We start from the raw sequence: 17,599 nt of genomic DNA, 5'->3' as shown, positions 1-17,599 counted from the left end.
TCCTCGCACGGCGTCAGGGCGAATCGGTGGTCGAGCAGTCCACATCCGTCTGACAACGGGTGGCCACCAGCGTCGGCGCGTCGGCGGTCGCGGCCAGTCGTTCCAACTCCGGACGCAGCTGTCCGGCCAGAAAAAATGATCCGCAAACGACGACGGTCCCGCCGATCGCAGCCAACCGCACCGCTTCGGCCAACGCGACCGCAGGATCTGCCTGGCACTGGATTTCGATCTCGGGGCGACGTCCACGCCAAATGGATGTCAGTTGCTGTGCTGACAACGACCGCGGGTTGGTCGTGAATTGCGTGCAGAGGATCTGATCAAAGGCCCCCTCCATTTCGTCGATCATCGCGGCGGCGTCCTTATCACGGCTGATGGCCACCACACCGACCACCGGGCCGCGAAGCTTGCCGGGAGAGCCCTCCTCGACGGCCCGTCGACGCTGCAGGGTCCGCTTGAGGGCCCGCATCGAATCCGGGTTGTGCGCCGTGTCGACCACCACCTGGACCCCGGGCGGGACTTCAAAGCGTTCCATCCGCCCGATGCATTGGACGTGCCGCAGCCCACGCCGAATCGCCTGGTCGTCGACCGAAAACGTCTCCTGCAACAGACGCACCATCGCGATCGCCAGGGAAGCATTTTCCACCTGGTGACGTCCGTCCAGCCGGACATCGACGATCAGCCGGTCGTCGTCGGCAGCGGCCGCGCGAAGCTCCTCCGCTGCGGCGCGGAACTCGAACCGGCTGCCCTGCTCCAGCGGCAGTTCGTGGGACGCAAAGAAATCACGGTCCCGTTGAAAGAGCGGCGCGCCGTTGCGGTCGGCCGCCGCAGCGATCACGTCGGCGGCTTCCGCGGTGATCGCTCCGCTGACGACCGGGGCGGCGGACTTGATGATCCCGGCTTTCTCGCCGGCGATCTCGGCGATCGTCTCGCCCAGCACCCGCTGATGGTCCAGCCCGATCGAGGTGATCGCGGCAACGCTGCTGGCACAAACGTTGGTGCTGTCCAGCCGCCCACCCAGCCCGACTTCCAACACAATCACATCACACCCGCTGCGGTCGAAGTGGTAGACAGCCATCGCCGTCGTCAGCTCAAAGAACGACAACATCCCGCCGGCCGATTCGTCGGCATCCCCCTGGGAATCCATCGACTCGACCACCGGAGCGACGGACCGGACCAGATCTATCAGGCAATCGGGTGAACAGGGCTCGCCATCGATGCGAAACCGCTCCTCCAAGTCGGTCAAATGTGGCGACGTGTACAGCCCCACGCGATAGCCGGCCGCGGTCAGGATGGCACTGACCATGGTGGCCGTGGAACCCTTGCCCTTGGTCCCGGCGATGTGCACCAGGGGAACTTTGGGGTGGCCGGTCGCGGCGTTGCCTTCGGGATGCAGGTAGCCGCCCAGCCCCAAGCGCCGGAACAGTTCCGCGGTCCGCTTCAACCGGAACTGGTAGTCCTGGTGACCGCCGCCACGTTCATAGTTGATCCGGTCGTAGAGAAACGCCAGCGCCCGGCGATAGCGGTCGGACCCAACAGATCGGGCGGGCTGGAGCGGTCGGTCTGGGGGCGGCAGGTCGTTCAACGGTTTTTCAGTTCCGGGGGGCTCGTCAACGACGCGTCTTTCGTCAGGTCAACGGCGGCATTGTTGTCGCAGGGACCGGTGGTTGGCAACGCGGCCCAATTCAAGCAAGATCCCCGATCGGGCAACATCCCCCGCATCGGAATCGGCCCGGGAAAAACTTCGAACCGTCCGCGAACCACCCGCGTAGCTCTGGGAGCCCTCGATTTTCCCGGCGGAATTTGAAATCATTTCCGGCTATTCGTCCGCCCCATTTCTGACCTTTTCGACGGAAGTCCTTGTTCGTGGATACCGAATCAACGGCGGTCGCCCAATCGGGTGACGGCACTCAACCAGACAGCGAAACGACGGCAGCGGTCACTGCGGCCACCAAGAATCCCGGTGACGTGGTGATCGAGACTCGCAACCTGAGCAAGATTTACAAGGATTTCTGGGGCCGCAAGAAGGTCCACGCGCTTAAATCGCTGGACATCGAGGTCCGCAAGGGCGAAATCTTCGGGCTGCTGGGGCCCAACGGAAGCGGCAAGTCGACCACCATCAAACTGGTGCTGGGCCTGCTGTTCCCCACCAGCGGCCGCGTGCTGGTGTTTGACAAGGATGCCAGTGAGACAAAGAAGAACGAACACATCGGCTACCTTCCCGAGGAGTCGTACCTGTACCAGTTTTTGAATGCCGAAGAGACGCTGGATTTCTACGGTCGCCTGTTCGACATGTCGGGCGAGCAACGCAAGAAGCGGATCGAGGAGCTGTTGCAACTGGTCGGTCTGCAGGGGGCCCGGCACCGCCAGCTGCGTGAGTACAGTAAAGGGATGCGTCGCCGGGTCGGATTGGCTCAGGCGCTGATCAATGACCCCGACCTGATCCTGTTGGACGAGCCGACCACCGGCTTGGACCCGATCGGGATCCGCGAGATGAAGGACCTGATTCTGGCGTTGCGGGACCAGGGCAAGACGATCCTGCTGTGCAGCCACCAACTGGGCGACGTCCAAGACGTTTGCGACCGCGTCGCGATCCTGCACCAGGGCGAATTGAAGGAACTCGGACGCGTCACCGACTTGCTGAAGGTCCAGGACGTCACCGAGGTTCACGCCAGCGGGCTCAGCGAGGACGCCAAACGCGAGATCGCGGAAGTGATCCAACGCCACGGCGGCGACCTGAAGTCGATCGACAACCCGACCACGACGATGGAAGACCTGTTCCTGAACATCGTCCGCGAAAGTGAAGCCCGACCCGGGGCTCGCCGTGTCTCGGCATCGCCCGAATCCGCTCCGACCGATGAAGGATCTGACACGGAGAGCGCCTCGTCATGACATTGCAACCAGATGATTTCTGGAGTTTCTACGAGTGGCTGCTGCGGCCGGGCGCGTTTTTGGAAAGCGCCCTGTTGCAGGGAATCGTGCTGATCATCCTGGCGATCGTCCTGGGATTGATCGTGGCCTACGTCATTTCCGCGGCCCGCTATGGTCCGGGCGAAGGTTTCTATGCGGTAGCCCGGGCGATCCGTGACTTCTTTGTGTCCGACCTTCCGGGCACCAGCCCCGGGCGTATCTACGCGCTGGCGCGACTGGCTTTCAAAGAGGCGATCCGCCGCAAGGTGTTGTTCGTAATCGGACTGTTCGTCGTCATCCTGTTACTTGCCGGATGGTATTTGAATCCCGAAAGCGACGATCCGGCGCGCCTTTACATCAGCTTCGTCCTGACAGCCACCAACTACCTGATCCTGGCGTTGGCGTTGTTCATCAGCGCATTTTCTTTGCCGCAGGACATCGAGAGCCGGACGATTTACACGATCGTCACCAAGCCGGTCCGGGCGACCGAGATCGTGCTCGGACGGATGCTGGGCTTCATCGGCGTGGGGACGGTGATGTTGGTCCCGATGGGCCTGGCCAGCTACATCTTCGTCAAACGCGGCTTGGACCACACGCACCAGGAAGTCGTCGAGGCGGAAGAGGACAACGGCCGGATCATCGGCGAAACCGATTTCGTCCGCCGTCACTCCCATCAATTCACGATCGAGCCGGGGGAAACGCAAGGTCTGACCGATTTCGTGCGTGGGCACCGACACGTCGTCACGCGTGTCGATGACGCCACCTTCACCGTCGGCCCGCCGACCGGACACCTGCGGGCCCGGATCCCGTCCTACGGATCGATTCAGTTCTACGACCGCAGCGGTGAGAAAGAAGACGCGGGAATCGACGTCGGTGCCGAACGGTTGGCCGGCGGTTACAGCAACCTGGGCATCTCGCGGTTGATCGGCGTCGCCCGAGAAACTCGCAAGATGGAACACGGATACGTCGAGGGCGGCACCTTGGGTGCTGCGGAGTTCACGTTCGACGACGTGACCGAGGCGCGGTACCCCAACGGCATTCCGGTCGACATGTCGATCCGAGCCTATCGCTCCTACAAAGGCGACATCGAAACCGGGATCCGCGGCTCGCTGACCATGCGCAACCCGGACACGAAGGCGGAATCGAATCCGATCGCTTTCATCGTCGACGAATATCAAGTCGATGAGCGCACGCTGCCGCTGGAAATCGGCGGCACCGATGCCAACGGAGAAACGCGAACGCTGCAGGTGTTTGACGACCTGGTCACCGAGGACGGTCGGTTGCAGATCGTGTTGCGGTGTTTGGACCGGAGCCAGTACCTGGGCGTGACCAAAAGCGGAATCTACCTGCGCCCGGCCGAGTCCAGCTTTGAATGGAATTTGACCAAAGCCTACCTGTCGATCTGGCTGCAAATGACGATGGTGATTGCCTTTGGTGTGATGTTCAGCACGTTTCTGAGCGGTCCGGTGGCGATGGTCGCCACGGCGGTTTGTGTCCTGCTGGGCTTTTCCGCCGAAAGCATCTACGACACGCGACACTACATCGATTCGAACGTCTCACGCGGAGGCGGACCGATCGAATCGCTGGTGCGTTTGGTCAAACAGGACGCGATGACGACCGAGTTGGACGTGGAGGGCGTGGCCAACACATTGATCAAGTCGGCCGACGCGATCATCGTCTACACCATGGACGCCGTTGCCACCGCCCTGCCGAACCTGCCCAAAATGGTTCGCACCGCCGAATACGCCGCCAGCGGGTTTGACATCTTCAATGCGATCCTAGGCCGACACGCCGTCGCCACGTTGGGCTACTGCTTGCTGGCTTTCCTGATCAGTTACTTCTTCTTGAAATCTCGCGAGATCGCGGCATGAACCAGACGAATGCTTTTCGTCGCAAGATCATCTACATCGTGATTTTGGTGGCGACCCTGGTCCCACTTTTCCTGTTGGGGCAACCGTCCGACGGCACGCCGAACTCCGGCGGTCAACTCGCGTCGATGCGCGAGAGCTACGGCATCGCCGAAAGCGACCTGGGCGAAATCAGCCCGGCCAGCGAAACGATGAAACTTGCTTCGCTGGGTTTGCGTGGCGTCGCCGCAACGCTGCTGTGGGAAAAGGCTCACGAGTATCGTGTGTTGCATGAATGGGACCGGCTGAAAGCGGCTCTCAACAACATCGCTTTGCTGCAACCACACTACGACAAGGTCTGGGAACACCAGGCGCACAACCTAGCGTACAACGTATCGGCGGAGTTTGACGACTACCGCCAACGCTATGAAATGGTCCGCGAGGGTACCGAGTTCCTGACCCGCGGCGTGCGTCAAAACCGCAAAGCCCCGCGGCTGATCTGGTACACCGGCTGGTTCTATGGCCAAAAGCTAGGCATGTCGGACGAAAAGCGACAGTTTCGGCGTCTGTTCGCCGACGACACCGTGTTGCACAACGATCTGGCCGCCGAAGGCATTGCCGTCGATAGCAACGAAGCGTTGGGACCGCTGGGTAAGCCGGACAACTGGTTGGTCGGACGACTGTGGCTCAATCGCGGCTACGACATCGTCGATGCCGGAGTCAAAATCCGCCGCCAAACGCCGCTGAACTTTTACGAAACCGGTCCCAAGTGGTCGTTCAAACACGCCGAAGCGATCGAGAAGGAAGGCATCCTGAACCAGGACGCCGAACGCGCCTGGACCAAAGCCTCCGAGGACTGGGATCGCTTCGGACAGCGCAGCATCCCCACGACGTCGCCTTTCACGATCAAACTTGGCGGCCTGGAAGACTTGCAGGAACAAAAGAACGACAAGATCGATCAGTTCCGACGGCTGGCGGGTGATTCCTACCAGAAAGCCAAACAACGCAACATCGACGCCCTTCCGGACGACCTGAAAAAGGTTCTGGAGAAGTCTCCCGAAGAACGCACCGCGGCCGGCAACGCCGCGGCGCCCGACATCCTGGCGTCGGTCGAACCGGATATGGAAACGATCGCTAAGGAGTTGCCTCCCGGGAAGCAGCTGACCGCGATGCAAATCAAGAAAGAGATTGCGGACATCGATGCCCGCATGCAAAAGACCGACGGCTACCGCAACCAGATCAATTACCCCTACTGGGAAAACCTGGCCCTGGCCGAACAAGAAGAGCGGACCGTCCGGGCCCGAAAACTGATCTACGAAGCCGAGAAAGCGAACGCCGATGCCGAGCTGGATCGGGCGATCAATCTTTACGAACAGGCCTTCGCCATCTGGGCAGAAATCTTTGACGACTACCCGATCCTGACCATCGATGATTCGGCCGAAGACCTGTTCTCCTCGATTCGTCGCTACATGATCGCAATCGACTCCCAGGACCTGCCGCCCGATTTCCCCCTGGCAGCGTTTGCCGAGATGATGCGTGAGGGCCAGGGCATCAACGATGCGGCGCTTTATGAGAAGGTTCGCAAGGAGCAAAAGCTGCTGGCGGAAAAACGCCGCAAGGAACTGGAGGCCGAAGAACGCCAACGGGAGGCCAAGGCCGCGGCCGACGCGTCGGCACCCATGGACGAGAAGCAACCCGCAGCGGATAGCGGGACCGACGAGGAATCCGAAGCGAAACCCGCCGGCAGCACCGACGCCCCGAAGGATCAGACCGAAAAGGACGCAGCCGAGACTGCTGAGCCGGCTGCCGAGGAAGAGCCCACTGACGCCTCTCCCAGCGATGACTCGCCCAGCGATGACTCATCGGACACCGACGACAAGGCAACCGACGGCGCCGAAGACGCCGACCAGCCCGCCGACAGTGATTCCGCAGACAGTGATTCCGCAGACAGTGATTCCGCAGACAGTGATTCCGCAGACAGTGATTCCGCAGACAGTGATTCCGGAGAGCCCGAAGCATCGACCGAGTCGGAACCGGAGGGTGACGAGGCCGCCAACGGCTGATCAGCTTCCGAATCGCGTCGCACCCTCATCGCCCATGCCGCGATGCTAGAATCGGCGACTCCCTCTACTGGAGTCACCGTCATGCGTGCCTGTCTCGCCCCACTTCTGCTGCTGCTCTGCATGGTGCCAAAGGTTGGCGCCGAAACACTTGTCTACGTCGGGACCTACACCCGTGGCGACACCTCCAGCCAAGGCATTTACGTCGCAACGCTGGACGAATCGGACGGATCCCTGTCAGCTCCGCGATTGGCTGCGACGGCGGAGAACCCTTCGTTTTTGGCGATCCATCCCGACGGCAAAACGCTGTACGCCGTCTCGGAGGTGTCGGACGGCGAAGGGAATTCCGGGGCCTTGATTGCCTATTCCATCCATGCTGACGGCACCCTCAAGGAGTTGAACACGCGGCGGACCGGCGGCGGTGGGGCCTGTCATGTGGCCGTTGATCCGACCGGCCAGTGCGTCGCGGTCGCGAACTATGGTGGCGGAAGCTGCGCGTCGTTTCCGATCCGCCAGGACGGTTCGCTGGGGCCCACCGCTTCGTTCCACCAGCATGTTGGTGGAAGCGGCGTGAACCCGCGTCGTCAATCGGCTCCCCACGCCCACTCCGTCAATTTCAATCGGACCGGGACGCAGGCCTTTGTCGCGGATCTGGGGATGGACCAAATCAGGCTGTACGACGTTGATCCGCAATCCGCAACGTTGACGCCGTCGTCCCCACCCTTTGTAGCACTGCCGCCGGGAAGCGGTCCCCGACACTTTTGCCTGACGCCGGACGAACAAATTGCCTTCACCAATTTGGAGATGACCTCCCAGGTCGCGATGTTGGATTACGCACCCTCCGAAGGCACGTTGTCGGTGGGGCCGATTCTTTCGACGCTTCCCTCGGACAACGCCGTCGAAGGCAATAGCACCGCGGAGTGCCTGGTCCATCCAAGCCAGAACGTCGTCTACGTCTCAAATCGGGGACACAACTCGATTGCCATGTTCCGATATGACGAGGCCCCGATGAGTCTGACTGCGCTGGGAAATCAGTCCACCGAAGGCGAGATTCCGCGGGGCTTTGGCATCACGCCCAGCGGCAACTACCTGGTGGTGGGCAATCAACGTTCTGAAACGGTCGTGACCCTGGCGATCGATCCGAAAACCGGACAGCTGTCATCGACGGGACATCAGATCCAAATCGGGTCTCCGGTCAATGTGCGGTTTCTGCAACGTTGACGTGCCCCCGCTTGTTGCCGCGGGCCACGGTCTGCAGCTGCATGCCCCGGCGAGCTCAGCGTCGGTAACCGAGCATCAGGTAGGCGAACAGATCTCGAAGCTGTTGATCGCTCAATTCACCGAGCAGATTCTCAGGCATCAAGGAGGTCTTCATCGGTTCCAATGCTTCCAGCCGGTCCCGCGCCAACGTGACGGTCTGATCATCCGCGGTTCGCAACACCACCGTATTGGGATTCCGGTCCGCAATCATTCCCGTCAACACGCGGCCGTCGTCGGTCAAGGCTTTGAAGCTTTGGAAACCCTCACGGATTTCCAAGCTGGGATCGACGATTCCCGGCAGCCAGAATTTCAAGCTCCCGCGTTCGTATCCGTCCAGGGGCGGGCCGATGGACTTGCCCTCGCCGAATAACTGGTGACAGACGGCACACTTCTTTTGAAACGACTCGCGTCCCCTTTTTGGGTCGCCGGACGAATGATCGAGCAACTCGGTCAGCCGATGGATCTCGGCGATCTTCTCGCCGGCGGACACCTTCGATGGTTCACCGAACACCTGCCGCACCCGATCGGCCAATTCGGCGTCCTCGTACGTTCGCAACAGCTGAACCACGTCCTCGGGGACTTCCGACGGCTTCAGTCGCCACTCGGTCAATTCGTCCAACAGTCGTCCGGCCCAGGCCTTTCGACTGGCCAAAGTTCGACACGCCGCATCACGCAGCCCATGTTCGGCGGAGATACGGCTGTAGAAAGATCCGATCAGCTGGTCGGCGATGTTCGGCTGGTCGTAGCTGGCTAAGGCGGTGATCGCGACGCGTTGCAATGCCGGTTCGGACGTGTCACGACCGGTCGCCAAGCGGACCAACGCGGGAACCGCCCGGTCTTCGCGGAGCTCACCGAGCGTGCGGGCGACTTCGATTCGAATCCCCAGCTCGGTTGTCGAATCTCCCAGCAACTTGATCGCCGATTCGACGGCGCCCGGTTGCCCACTCCGCAGCGCCAAGACCGCCGCGTCGCTGCCTCGGGATTGAAGATACGTCTCCAGGGCGTCGGCGAGTCGATCTGGCAGTTCCGGCATGCTTCTTCCCTGAAACGCCTTGTTCAAACCGGTCAGCAAGATCTCGCGGGCCTGGGCGGTCGGCGCCAGAGCGATCAGTTGATCACAGTGTTTCAAATCGGTCGGTAATCCGCTCGCCGCGTACCGCTGCATCAATCGACTCAGCAACGATTGCCGAGCGAGCGGAGTGTCCCAAAACGTGTCGTCCGACAGCAAATTCGCGACCGCCGACCAGTCCTCCGCATGGGCCTCCAATGCCCACCAACACAACAGCGGCAAATGCGGATCACGCAGGTCTTCCTCGTGTCTCGCAAGCTGGTCAAGGATCCCCATGGCTGTGACCGCATCGACCCGAGCCGCGGTCGAGGCCAATTGGCAGCGCACTTGCACGTCCGATTCCTGTTCCGTCATGGAAATCATTTCCGGAACACCTTCGTGGCGATCCCCCAACAGACGCACGACCCAGCGGCGGATGTCGGCGTTGGAATGTTCCAACCAACTCACGGCGCGGTCACGCGTCAGCTCGCCCATCAGGTGGATCGCCCACAGGGCTTCCAGCGACCCGGCCTGCTCCAATCGATCTTCCAGCAGATTCAGCACGTCGGAATCGCCACGCCATCCCAACTCCAACGCGGCTCGCCGACGAACCCACTTGTTGGGGTGATCGAACTTGGCTACCAACGTTTCATTTGGCAGCGTTCGCAAATCGCCTTCTTCGTAGCGGGGCCGCGTGCCAGCGGGATGCAGACGGTAGATCCGTCCGCTTTCCTTGTGCCAATTGTCGACCGGGCTCAGATGGCTGAGCCGCGTGTCGTACCAGTCGGCCAGGTAGATGGCGCCATCAGGCCCCACACCGCAATACACCGGACGAAACCAGCGGTCATCGGTTTCCACCAGGTTCTCTCGATCGACGGTGCGATAGGTCGATCCGTCGCGAATCCGACTGCTGTTCCAAACCAGGTTGTGAAGTGAATTCGGCGCCACGATCGTTCCGTCCATCGATTCGGGAAACAGCCCACCCTCGTAGATCGCGAATGCCTGCGCGAACCGCCGCGCGTCGCCTTCGAACCCCATCCCGTTGAAGTAACCGAAAGCGTAGGGATTCGTCAGCGGTCCATGTTTTCCCCAGTTCTTGTCCGCGTAGCTGCCTTGCGGGTAGTGATAGCCGCGTTTGCTGCCACCGTTGGTGCCGGAAAACACACGGCCCTTCGAATCGATTTCCAAGCTGAACGTGTTGCCGCCACCCTCGGCAAAGATTTCAAAGACCTTGGTTTCGGGGTGATACCGCCAGATGCATTGACCTTGAAAGCGAACTCCTTTGGTCACTTGCGAACTGATGGTACCGGCGGTGGTACTACCGTTGGCGCCGTACAGCCACCCGTCGGGCCCCCAGGTCAGGCTATTGGCGACGGAGTGCGTGTCTTGAAGCCCGAACCCGGACAAGTGGACTTCGGGATCTCCGTCGGGAACATCGTCATGGTCCTTGTCCGGATAGTGCAGCAGGTAGGGCGGGTTCAAAACCCAGATCCCCTTGGGCCCGACCTGCACTGAGGTGGCAATGTTCAATCCCGTCAGCACGTCTTTGCTTTGATCGTACCGGCCATCGCCGTCGGTGTCTTCAAACACGGTCAGGCGGTCGGCTCCGGGCGTTCCCATCGGCGGCGGCTGGGGAACACGATCAAACACTGCTCGCAGGTATTGATCGAACCGAACAACCTTCAACCCCGCGGGATACTGGTACTGGCGATACTGCACGACCCACATGCGGCCACGGGAGTCCCAGGACAGAAACAACGGCTGCGAGATCGCCGGTTCGCCGGCCACCAAATCCAACTCCAAGCCGTCGCGAAGGCGGAACTGTTTGGCGGCGATTTCCGGGGGCGTCGGCTGCGAGTCGTCTTGGAGCGCCCCGCGTGGCGTGAAGGACCGGATGATCGACTCGACCCGATCGTTGCCGGCAACCGCCGTGGGCCTGTCTTCTTCCTGGGCCGGCAGGGTGGTGGAAAACGCGTGCAAAATCACGCACAAGAGCGAACCCAAAGTCCAGTTGCGTCGCATGACTACTTAGCGGGCCAATCGCGGAGTGGAGGCGGGGGATTCCCGGCGGGGGCATGCGCAGTCGCCGCGCTGACCGGGTGGGGGCCAATGAGTATAGCCAACGCAGCGTGGTGAAATCGGACCGGGTCGGTTCGCCCCCGACATGTCGCCAACACGACGGGTTGGCGGTTACAATGGTTGCCCGTGATTGCCGTCGCCGCTTCCCGGTTATTCCTTCGCTCCTCAATCGGCAACGGTCACGCGTGGAATGGTTCTTCCCGGCCGTCTCGAATCCGTCTCTTCCTCCGGCACCCGAGCAGGGGATGTGACGTAGAATCGATCGTGACGGCCGCCGCACGTGTCGACAGATTTTTCGACTCAACACCGCGAGTTCTTTTTGATGCATCGCTTCATACCTTCGGGCTCCGCCCCCGCCGGATCGCTCCCTCTCCCTGGTCATTCCGGAACGCTGTGGGCTTTGCTGGCCCTGGTGGTGTTCTCGATCGTTGGCCCCCTCGGTTCGATCGGGCCGTTTGCGTTGACCGGTCCGGTCGCCGCGCAAGAGGCCGACACGACACTGCGCGTGCTGTTCCTGGGCGACAACGGTCATCACCAACCGCAACGTCGATTCTTGGAACTGCAGCCCTACCTGGAAGAGCAGGGGATCGAGCTTTCCTACACCGATCGCGTCAGTGACTTGAACCTGCCCAATCTGAAACGCTATGACGCCTTGCTGTTGTACGCCAACATTGACGAGATCGCGCCGGATCAGGCCGAGGCGCTACTGCAGTACGTCGCCGAGGGGGGCGGGTTTGTGCCGCTGCACTGCGCGACGTATTGCTTCCGCAACTCGCCCGAAGTGGTGGCGTTGATGGGGGGACAGTTTCAGCGACACGGGACCGGTGTGTTCCGGACGGAGATTGCCGCGCCCGACCATCCGGTGATGAAAGGCTTCGGCGGTTTTGAAAGCTGGGACGAAACCTACGTGCACCACCTGCACAATGAAAAGGATCGCACCGTCCTTTCGTACCGTGTCGATGACGAAGGCCGCGAACCTTGGACATGGGTCCGCACGCAAGGAGACGGGCGCGTGTTTTACACCGCATGGGGACACGACCAGCGCACCTGGACTCATCCCGGCTTTCAGAATCTGGTCGAGCGTGGAATCCGCTGGGCTGCCGGCGGTGACCCGCAGATTGCCGGCCCCTACCAGGCGGAGCGCCCGTTCCCAGTTCCCAAGATGACGGAGATGCCTACCGATCGCGCCGATTTCGAGTACGTCGACGTGGGCGGCAAGATCCCCAATTACACACCTTCATCGCGTTGGGGCACCCAGGGCGAACCGTTGAATTTGATGCAGAAACCGTTGCCGCCGGAAGAGTCGATCAAGCACCTGGTCGTTCCGGAAGGTTTCCACGTCGAACTTTTTGCCAGCGAGCCGGATCTGGGCGGCAAGCCCATCTGCATGGCCTGGGATGAACGCGGCCGCCTGTGGGTTGCGGAAACCTATGACTATCCCAACGAGCTACGTCGCAGCGGCGAGGGCCGCGACCGCATCCGGATTTGCGAAGACACCGACGGCGACGGCCGGGCCGACAAATTCACCGTGTTCGCCGAGCAATTGAGCATTCCCACCACGATGGCCTTTCACCGCGGTGGCGTGCTGGTCCAGAACGGAACGCAAACGTTGTTTCTGAAAGATACCGACGGCGACGACAAAGCCGACCAGCGCGACGTGTTGATCGAAGGCTGGGAACTGGGTGACACCCACGGCGGCGTCAGCAATTTCCAGTACGGTCTGGACAATTGGATCTGGGCCATGCAGGGCTACAACAACTCCGCCCCCGTGATCAACGACCAGCGGACGCAACGCTTTCGCATGGGATTCTTTCGGATCCGTCCGGACGGATCCGAAATCGAATTCATCCGATCCACCAACAACAACACCTGGGGCCTTGGCATCAGCGAGGAGGGATTGATTTTCGGCTCGACAGCCAACGGTTGCCCCAGCGTCTACATGCCGATTCCCAATCGTTACTACGAACAGGTGCAGGGCTGGACTCCGTCGCTGACGCTGAACTCCATCGCCGACACCAATAATTTCTCACCCATCACGGACAAGGTCCGGCAGGTGGATCATCACGGCGGTTACACGGCCGGTGCCGGGCACGCGTTGTACACGGCCCGTGAGTACCCGCGCGAATACTGGAACCGCGTCGCGTTCGTCAACGGTCCGACCGGGCACCTGGTCGGCAGCTTTGTGCTCAACCACCGCGGCACCGAGTTCCACTCGACCAGTCCGTTCAACCTGCTCGCCAGCGACGACGAATGGACCGCACCGATCATGGCCGAGGTCGGCCCCGACGGTCAGGTCTGGGTGATCGATTGGTACAACTTCATCGTCCAACACAACCCGACGCCGATCGGCTTCAAAACAGGCCGAGGCGCCGCCTACGAGACCGATCTGCGCGACAAAAAACACGGACGCATTTATCGAGTCGTCGCCGATTCTTCGACCGGATCGCCGGTACCGGACCTGTCCTCCGCCGACGCGGACCAACTGGTCCAAACGCTGACACATCCGACGATGTTGGTCCGAAAGCATGCCCAACGGTTGCTGGTCGAACGGGGCCAAAGTGATGTGGTCGATGCCCTTTTGGCCTTGGTTGCCGATCGCCAAGTGGACGAAATCGGTTTGAATGTCGGTGCGATTCACGCCCTGTGGACGTTGCAAGGTTTGGGTCTGCTGGATGGCTCCCACGAGAACGTCAATGAAGCCGTCTTCGCCGCGCTCCAGCACCCGTCCCCGGGGGTTCGCCGCAACGCCTTGCAGGTGCTGCCGCCGCTGCCCGCGTCGGTCCAAGCGTTGGTCGACGCCGGCTTGCATCGAGACAACGATCCGAATGTCCGTCTGGCGGCGATCCTGGCCATGGCAGATCTGCCCGCCGGTGAAGCCGCCGCGGGGGCCATCCGCAGCCTGCTGAATGACCCCAACGAAATGAATGACCGCTGGATCCCCGATGCGATCACCTCGGCGGCCGCGCACAACAGCGAAGCCTTCCTGACCTCGCTGGCTGATCTGCAACCGGCCGGAAACCGCGTCTTGGAACTCGTCGCACTGGTCGCCGAACACCACACGCGAAGCGAATCTGGCAGCGATCCGGCAAAGCTGCTTGCCGCGATCTCGGATGCCGACCCGCGGGTGGTCGCTGCGGTGCTGGAAGGCGTCAGCCGCGGTTGGAAAGCCGACCGCGAGATTGAATTGGCGGACGCAACCGAAAGCAAATTGGAATCCATGATCCAGCGGCTGCCTTCGGCGTCGCGTGGAACCCTGGTCAAGCTGGCCGGGCAATGGGGAAGCGAACGTTTTCGCCGTTACCAGAAAGAGATTGCCGACTCCCTGCTGAAACAGGTGCGCGACCAAGACCTGGGCGACCGGGCCCGGATCACCGCCGCCGACCAATTGATCGAGTTCATGCCGGATGACCGAGAAACCGCCGTCGACTTGCTCGACGAGGTCACGCCGCGAACGCCGCCCGAAGTGGCAGCCGGAATCATGCGAGCTTTCGATGCCTGTCGCTGGGACGGAATCGGTGAAGAGATCGTCAGCCGGCTGGGGACGCTGACTCCTGGCGTCAAAAAAGTCGCCTACGAGCAACTGTTGCGTCGCCCCCAATCGACGATGGCTCTGCTGGACGCGGCCGACGCCGGAACCGTCTCACTGGACCAACTGGCGTTGGATCAAAAGCAATCGCTTCGTTCGCACCCCAGCCAACAGATCGCCGAGCGGGCCAAGGAGATTCTCGAACGGGGCGGATCGCTGCCCAACGCAGATCGCCAGGAAGTACTCAATGACTACCTGGTGTCAACCAAATCCGAAGGGGATGTCACCGCCGGTAAAGCAGTCTTCAAAGAACACTGTTCCAAGTGCCACATGTACGGAGACATGGGAGCCAACATCGGTCCCAACTTGACCGGGATGGCCGTCCACCCCAAGGAAGAATTGTTGACCCACATCTTGGATCCCAGCCGCAATGTGGAAGGGAACTTCCGCGCCTACAACGTGCTGACCGTCGACGGCGTCGTGCTCAGCGGCATGTTGGCATCGGAATCCAAGACCGCTGTCGAACTGTTTGACACCGAAGGGAAGCGGCAAAGTGTGCTCCGCGACGACATCGAGGAACTCGTGATGTCAACCAAGTCGATCATGCCCGAAGGCTTTGAGAAGTCGATCAACAAAAAGGCGATGACCGATTTGCTGGAGTTTTTGACCGACTCCGGTCCCTACGTGCCGATTCCCCTGGATCGCTACGCGACCGCGATCAGCACCAAAGGCTTGTTCTCCGACAGCGACAACGGCCCGGACCGTCTGATCTTTTCGGACTGGAAACCCAAGCTGTTCGAGCAAGTGCCCTTCCTGTTGACCGATCCCAAGAACGGGACTCAGCCCAACATCATCTTGCTGCACGGCCCCCGCGGCAGCCTGCCGCCGAAGATGCCCCGATCGGTCTCGCTGCCGTGCAACACGGCCGCCAAGGCGATCCACCTGCTCAGCGGCGTCGGCGGCTGGAGCTTTCCGTTCGAACAAGAGAAGTCGGTCACGATGATTGTGCGTCTGCATTATGCCGATGGCAAAACCGAGGACCACGAACTGATCAACGGTGTCCACTTTGCCGATTACATTCGACGCGTGGACGTGCCCAAGAGTGAGTTTGCTTTCGAACTGGGCAACCAACAGATTCGTTACCTCTCGGTCGCTCCCGAGCGGTCGGAGAAAATCGAATCGATCGAGCTGGTCAAAGGTGAGGACGCCACCGCGCCGATTGTGATGGCCGTCACGATCGAAACCCCGCAGTCTTCCGAAGAAGGCTGATCCGGTTTCGTCGCGCGTTCGGCGGTGGCGGACCGGTCATCGTCGAACGGCGGATGCCGTCTCGTGAGCCTGGCACACGGTGTTGCCTGGCAGGCAGTGCTGACCGGAACGCGGTGCTCACTGGCAGGCAGTGTTGACCGGGAGGCAGTGTTGACCGGGAGGCAGTGTTGACCGGGAGGCAGTGTTGATCAGGCCAGGATGTCTTTGACGACGTTGCCGTGCACGTCGGTCAGACGAAAATCGCGACCGGCGTAGCGATAGGTCAAACGCGTGTGATCGAATCCCAGCAGGTGCAGGATCGTGGCGTGCAAGTCGTGAACGTGCATGCGATTTTGGACGGCCTCCAATCCGACTTCGTCGGTCTCCCCGTAGGCCATCCCGCCGCGGACTCCGCCACCCGCCATCCAGATCGTGAATCCGTCGACGTGGTGGTCCCGACCGGTGTTGGCATTGACCGGTAACTGGACCGTCGGCGTCCGCCCCATTTCGCCGCCCCAGATGACCAGCGTCTCATCCAGCAGTCCCTGCTGTTCCAGGTCGGCAAGCAGCGCCGCGATCGGCTGGTCACACTCGCCGGCCAGGCGACGATGATTGCGATCCAGGGCCGCGTGCGAGTCCCACGGCTGGCCCGCTCCGTGATACACCTGGACGTAGCGCACGCCGCGTTGAGACAATCGCCGTGCGATCAACATTTGCCGCCCCTGCAGCGTGTCGCCGTACAGGTCGCGAATGTGTTTCGGCTCGTCCGACAGGTCAAATGCGTCGCGTGATTCTCCCTGCATGCGAAACGCAAGTTCCAGCGACTCAATTCGCGCCGACAACGCCTGGTCCTCGCCGCGTTGATCCAAGTGCAACTGGTTCAGATCCTGGATCAGATCCAGCTGCCGTTTCTGGCGATCCCCGACCAGAAAATCGTTGCCGATATTGGCGATCAACTCCTCCGGATCGGTGTACTGCGTATCGACGTGCGTCCCCTGAAAGATGCCTGGCAGGAAAGCGCTCCGCCAGTTGGCGGTCGCTGCCGTGGGCAAGCCTTTGGGGCACATCACGATGAATCCTGGCAGCGACTGATTCTCCGTGCCCAACCCGTACAGGGTCCAGGATCCGACGCTGGGTCGTGGGCGAACGATGTCGCCACAATTCATCATCATCAGCCCCGGTTCGTGGTTCGGGACGTCGCTGACCATCGAACGGATCACACAAAGCTTGTCGACGTGCTGGGCGATGTTCGGGAACAGCTCGCTGACCTGCAGCCCGGATTCACCATGACGCTGAAACTTGAAGGACGACGGGCGCGCCACGCCCCCCAGGCGTTTGTCCCGCGCCAGCTTCGGATCCAATGTCTTGCCGGCGAACTTCTTCAATGCCGGTTTGGGATCGAACGAATCGATCTGGCTGGGGCCACCGTTGGCGAACAGGTGAATGACACGCTTGGCACGCCCCGGGAAATGCGGCTCCTTGGCTGCCTGCGAGTACGCTGCTTCGCAACGCTCGTCGTTCAGCAGACCGGAAAGGGCCAGCATCCCGATTCCCATTCCGCTTTGTCGCAGCAGTTGGCGACGATCGATCGACATCAGGTGCGGTCGTTGATTCATCAGATTTC

General features: G+C 61.3%; 8 protein-coding genes. 5 read left to right on the top strand and 3 right to left on the bottom strand.

What is annotated here, in order from left to right:
• Positions 1-13: 13 nt before the first annotated feature.
• The gene (locus FYK55_RS01795; protein WP_150074276.1) at positions 14-1,582 is read right to left on the bottom strand and encodes a bifunctional folylpolyglutamate synthase/dihydrofolate synthase; all 1,569 of its coding nucleotides are present in this window, start codon (positions 1,580-1,582) and stop codon (positions 14-16) included.
• Positions 1,583-1,965: 383 nt separating this feature from the next.
• On the opposite strand from FYK55_RS01795, the gene FYK55_RS01790 reads away from it, so the two are divergent.
• From FYK55_RS01790 to FYK55_RS01775, 4 genes are all read left to right on the top strand, one after another.
• Positions 1,966-2,889 (top strand): ABC transporter ATP-binding protein, encoded by a 924-nt coding sequence (locus FYK55_RS01790; RefSeq protein WP_390621701.1) that lies wholly within the window; start codon positions 1,966-1,968, stop codon positions 2,887-2,889.
• Positions 2,886-4,778 (top strand): ABC transporter permease, encoded by a 1,893-nt coding sequence (locus FYK55_RS01785; protein WP_150074274.1) that lies wholly within the window; start codon positions 2,886-2,888, stop codon positions 4,776-4,778. Before FYK55_RS01790 ends, FYK55_RS01785 begins: the two co-directional genes overlap by 4 nt.
• A complete protein-coding gene (locus FYK55_RS01780) occupies positions 4,775-6,817 on the top strand; it encodes an IRE (iron responsive element) (protein ID WP_201743587.1) in 2,043 nt (680 codons plus the stop codon). The genes FYK55_RS01785 and FYK55_RS01780 overlap by 4 nt, the downstream gene beginning before the upstream one ends.
• A gap of 81 nt (positions 6,818-6,898) precedes the next feature.
• On the top strand, positions 6,899-8,035 hold the full coding sequence (locus FYK55_RS01775) for a lactonase family protein (protein WP_161604254.1): 1,137 nt from the start codon (positions 6,899-6,901) through the stop codon (positions 8,033-8,035).
• A gap of 55 nt (positions 8,036-8,090) precedes the next feature.
• Here FYK55_RS01775 and FYK55_RS01770 read toward each other — a convergent pair whose 3' ends face one another.
• A complete protein-coding gene (locus FYK55_RS01770) occupies positions 8,091-11,144 on the bottom strand; it encodes a PVC-type heme-binding CxxCH protein (protein WP_150074272.1) in 3,054 nt (1,017 codons plus the stop codon).
• Positions 11,145-11,523: 379 nt separating this feature from the next.
• On the opposite strand from FYK55_RS01770, the gene FYK55_RS01765 reads away from it, so the two are divergent.
• Entirely contained in the window at positions 11,524-15,996 is a 4,473-nt protein-coding gene (locus FYK55_RS01765; protein WP_150074271.1) for a PVC-type heme-binding CxxCH protein, read from the top strand.
• Positions 15,997-16,184: 188 nt separating this feature from the next.
• On the opposite strand, the gene FYK55_RS01760 is transcribed toward FYK55_RS01765, so the two are convergent.
• Positions 16,185-17,591 (bottom strand): DUF1501 domain-containing protein, encoded by a 1,407-nt coding sequence (locus FYK55_RS01760; protein WP_235908344.1) that lies wholly within the window; start codon positions 17,589-17,591, stop codon positions 16,185-16,187.
• Positions 17,592-17,599 lie beyond the last annotated feature (8 nt).

The sequence above is a fragment of the Roseiconus nitratireducens genome, assembly GCF_008629675.1.
Taxonomy (GTDB): Bacteria; Planctomycetota; Planctomycetia; order Pirellulales; family Pirellulaceae; genus Stieleria; species Stieleria nitratireducens.
Note: the sequence above shows the minus strand (reverse complement) of the source record. Positions and strands in the feature narration are given on the sequence as shown.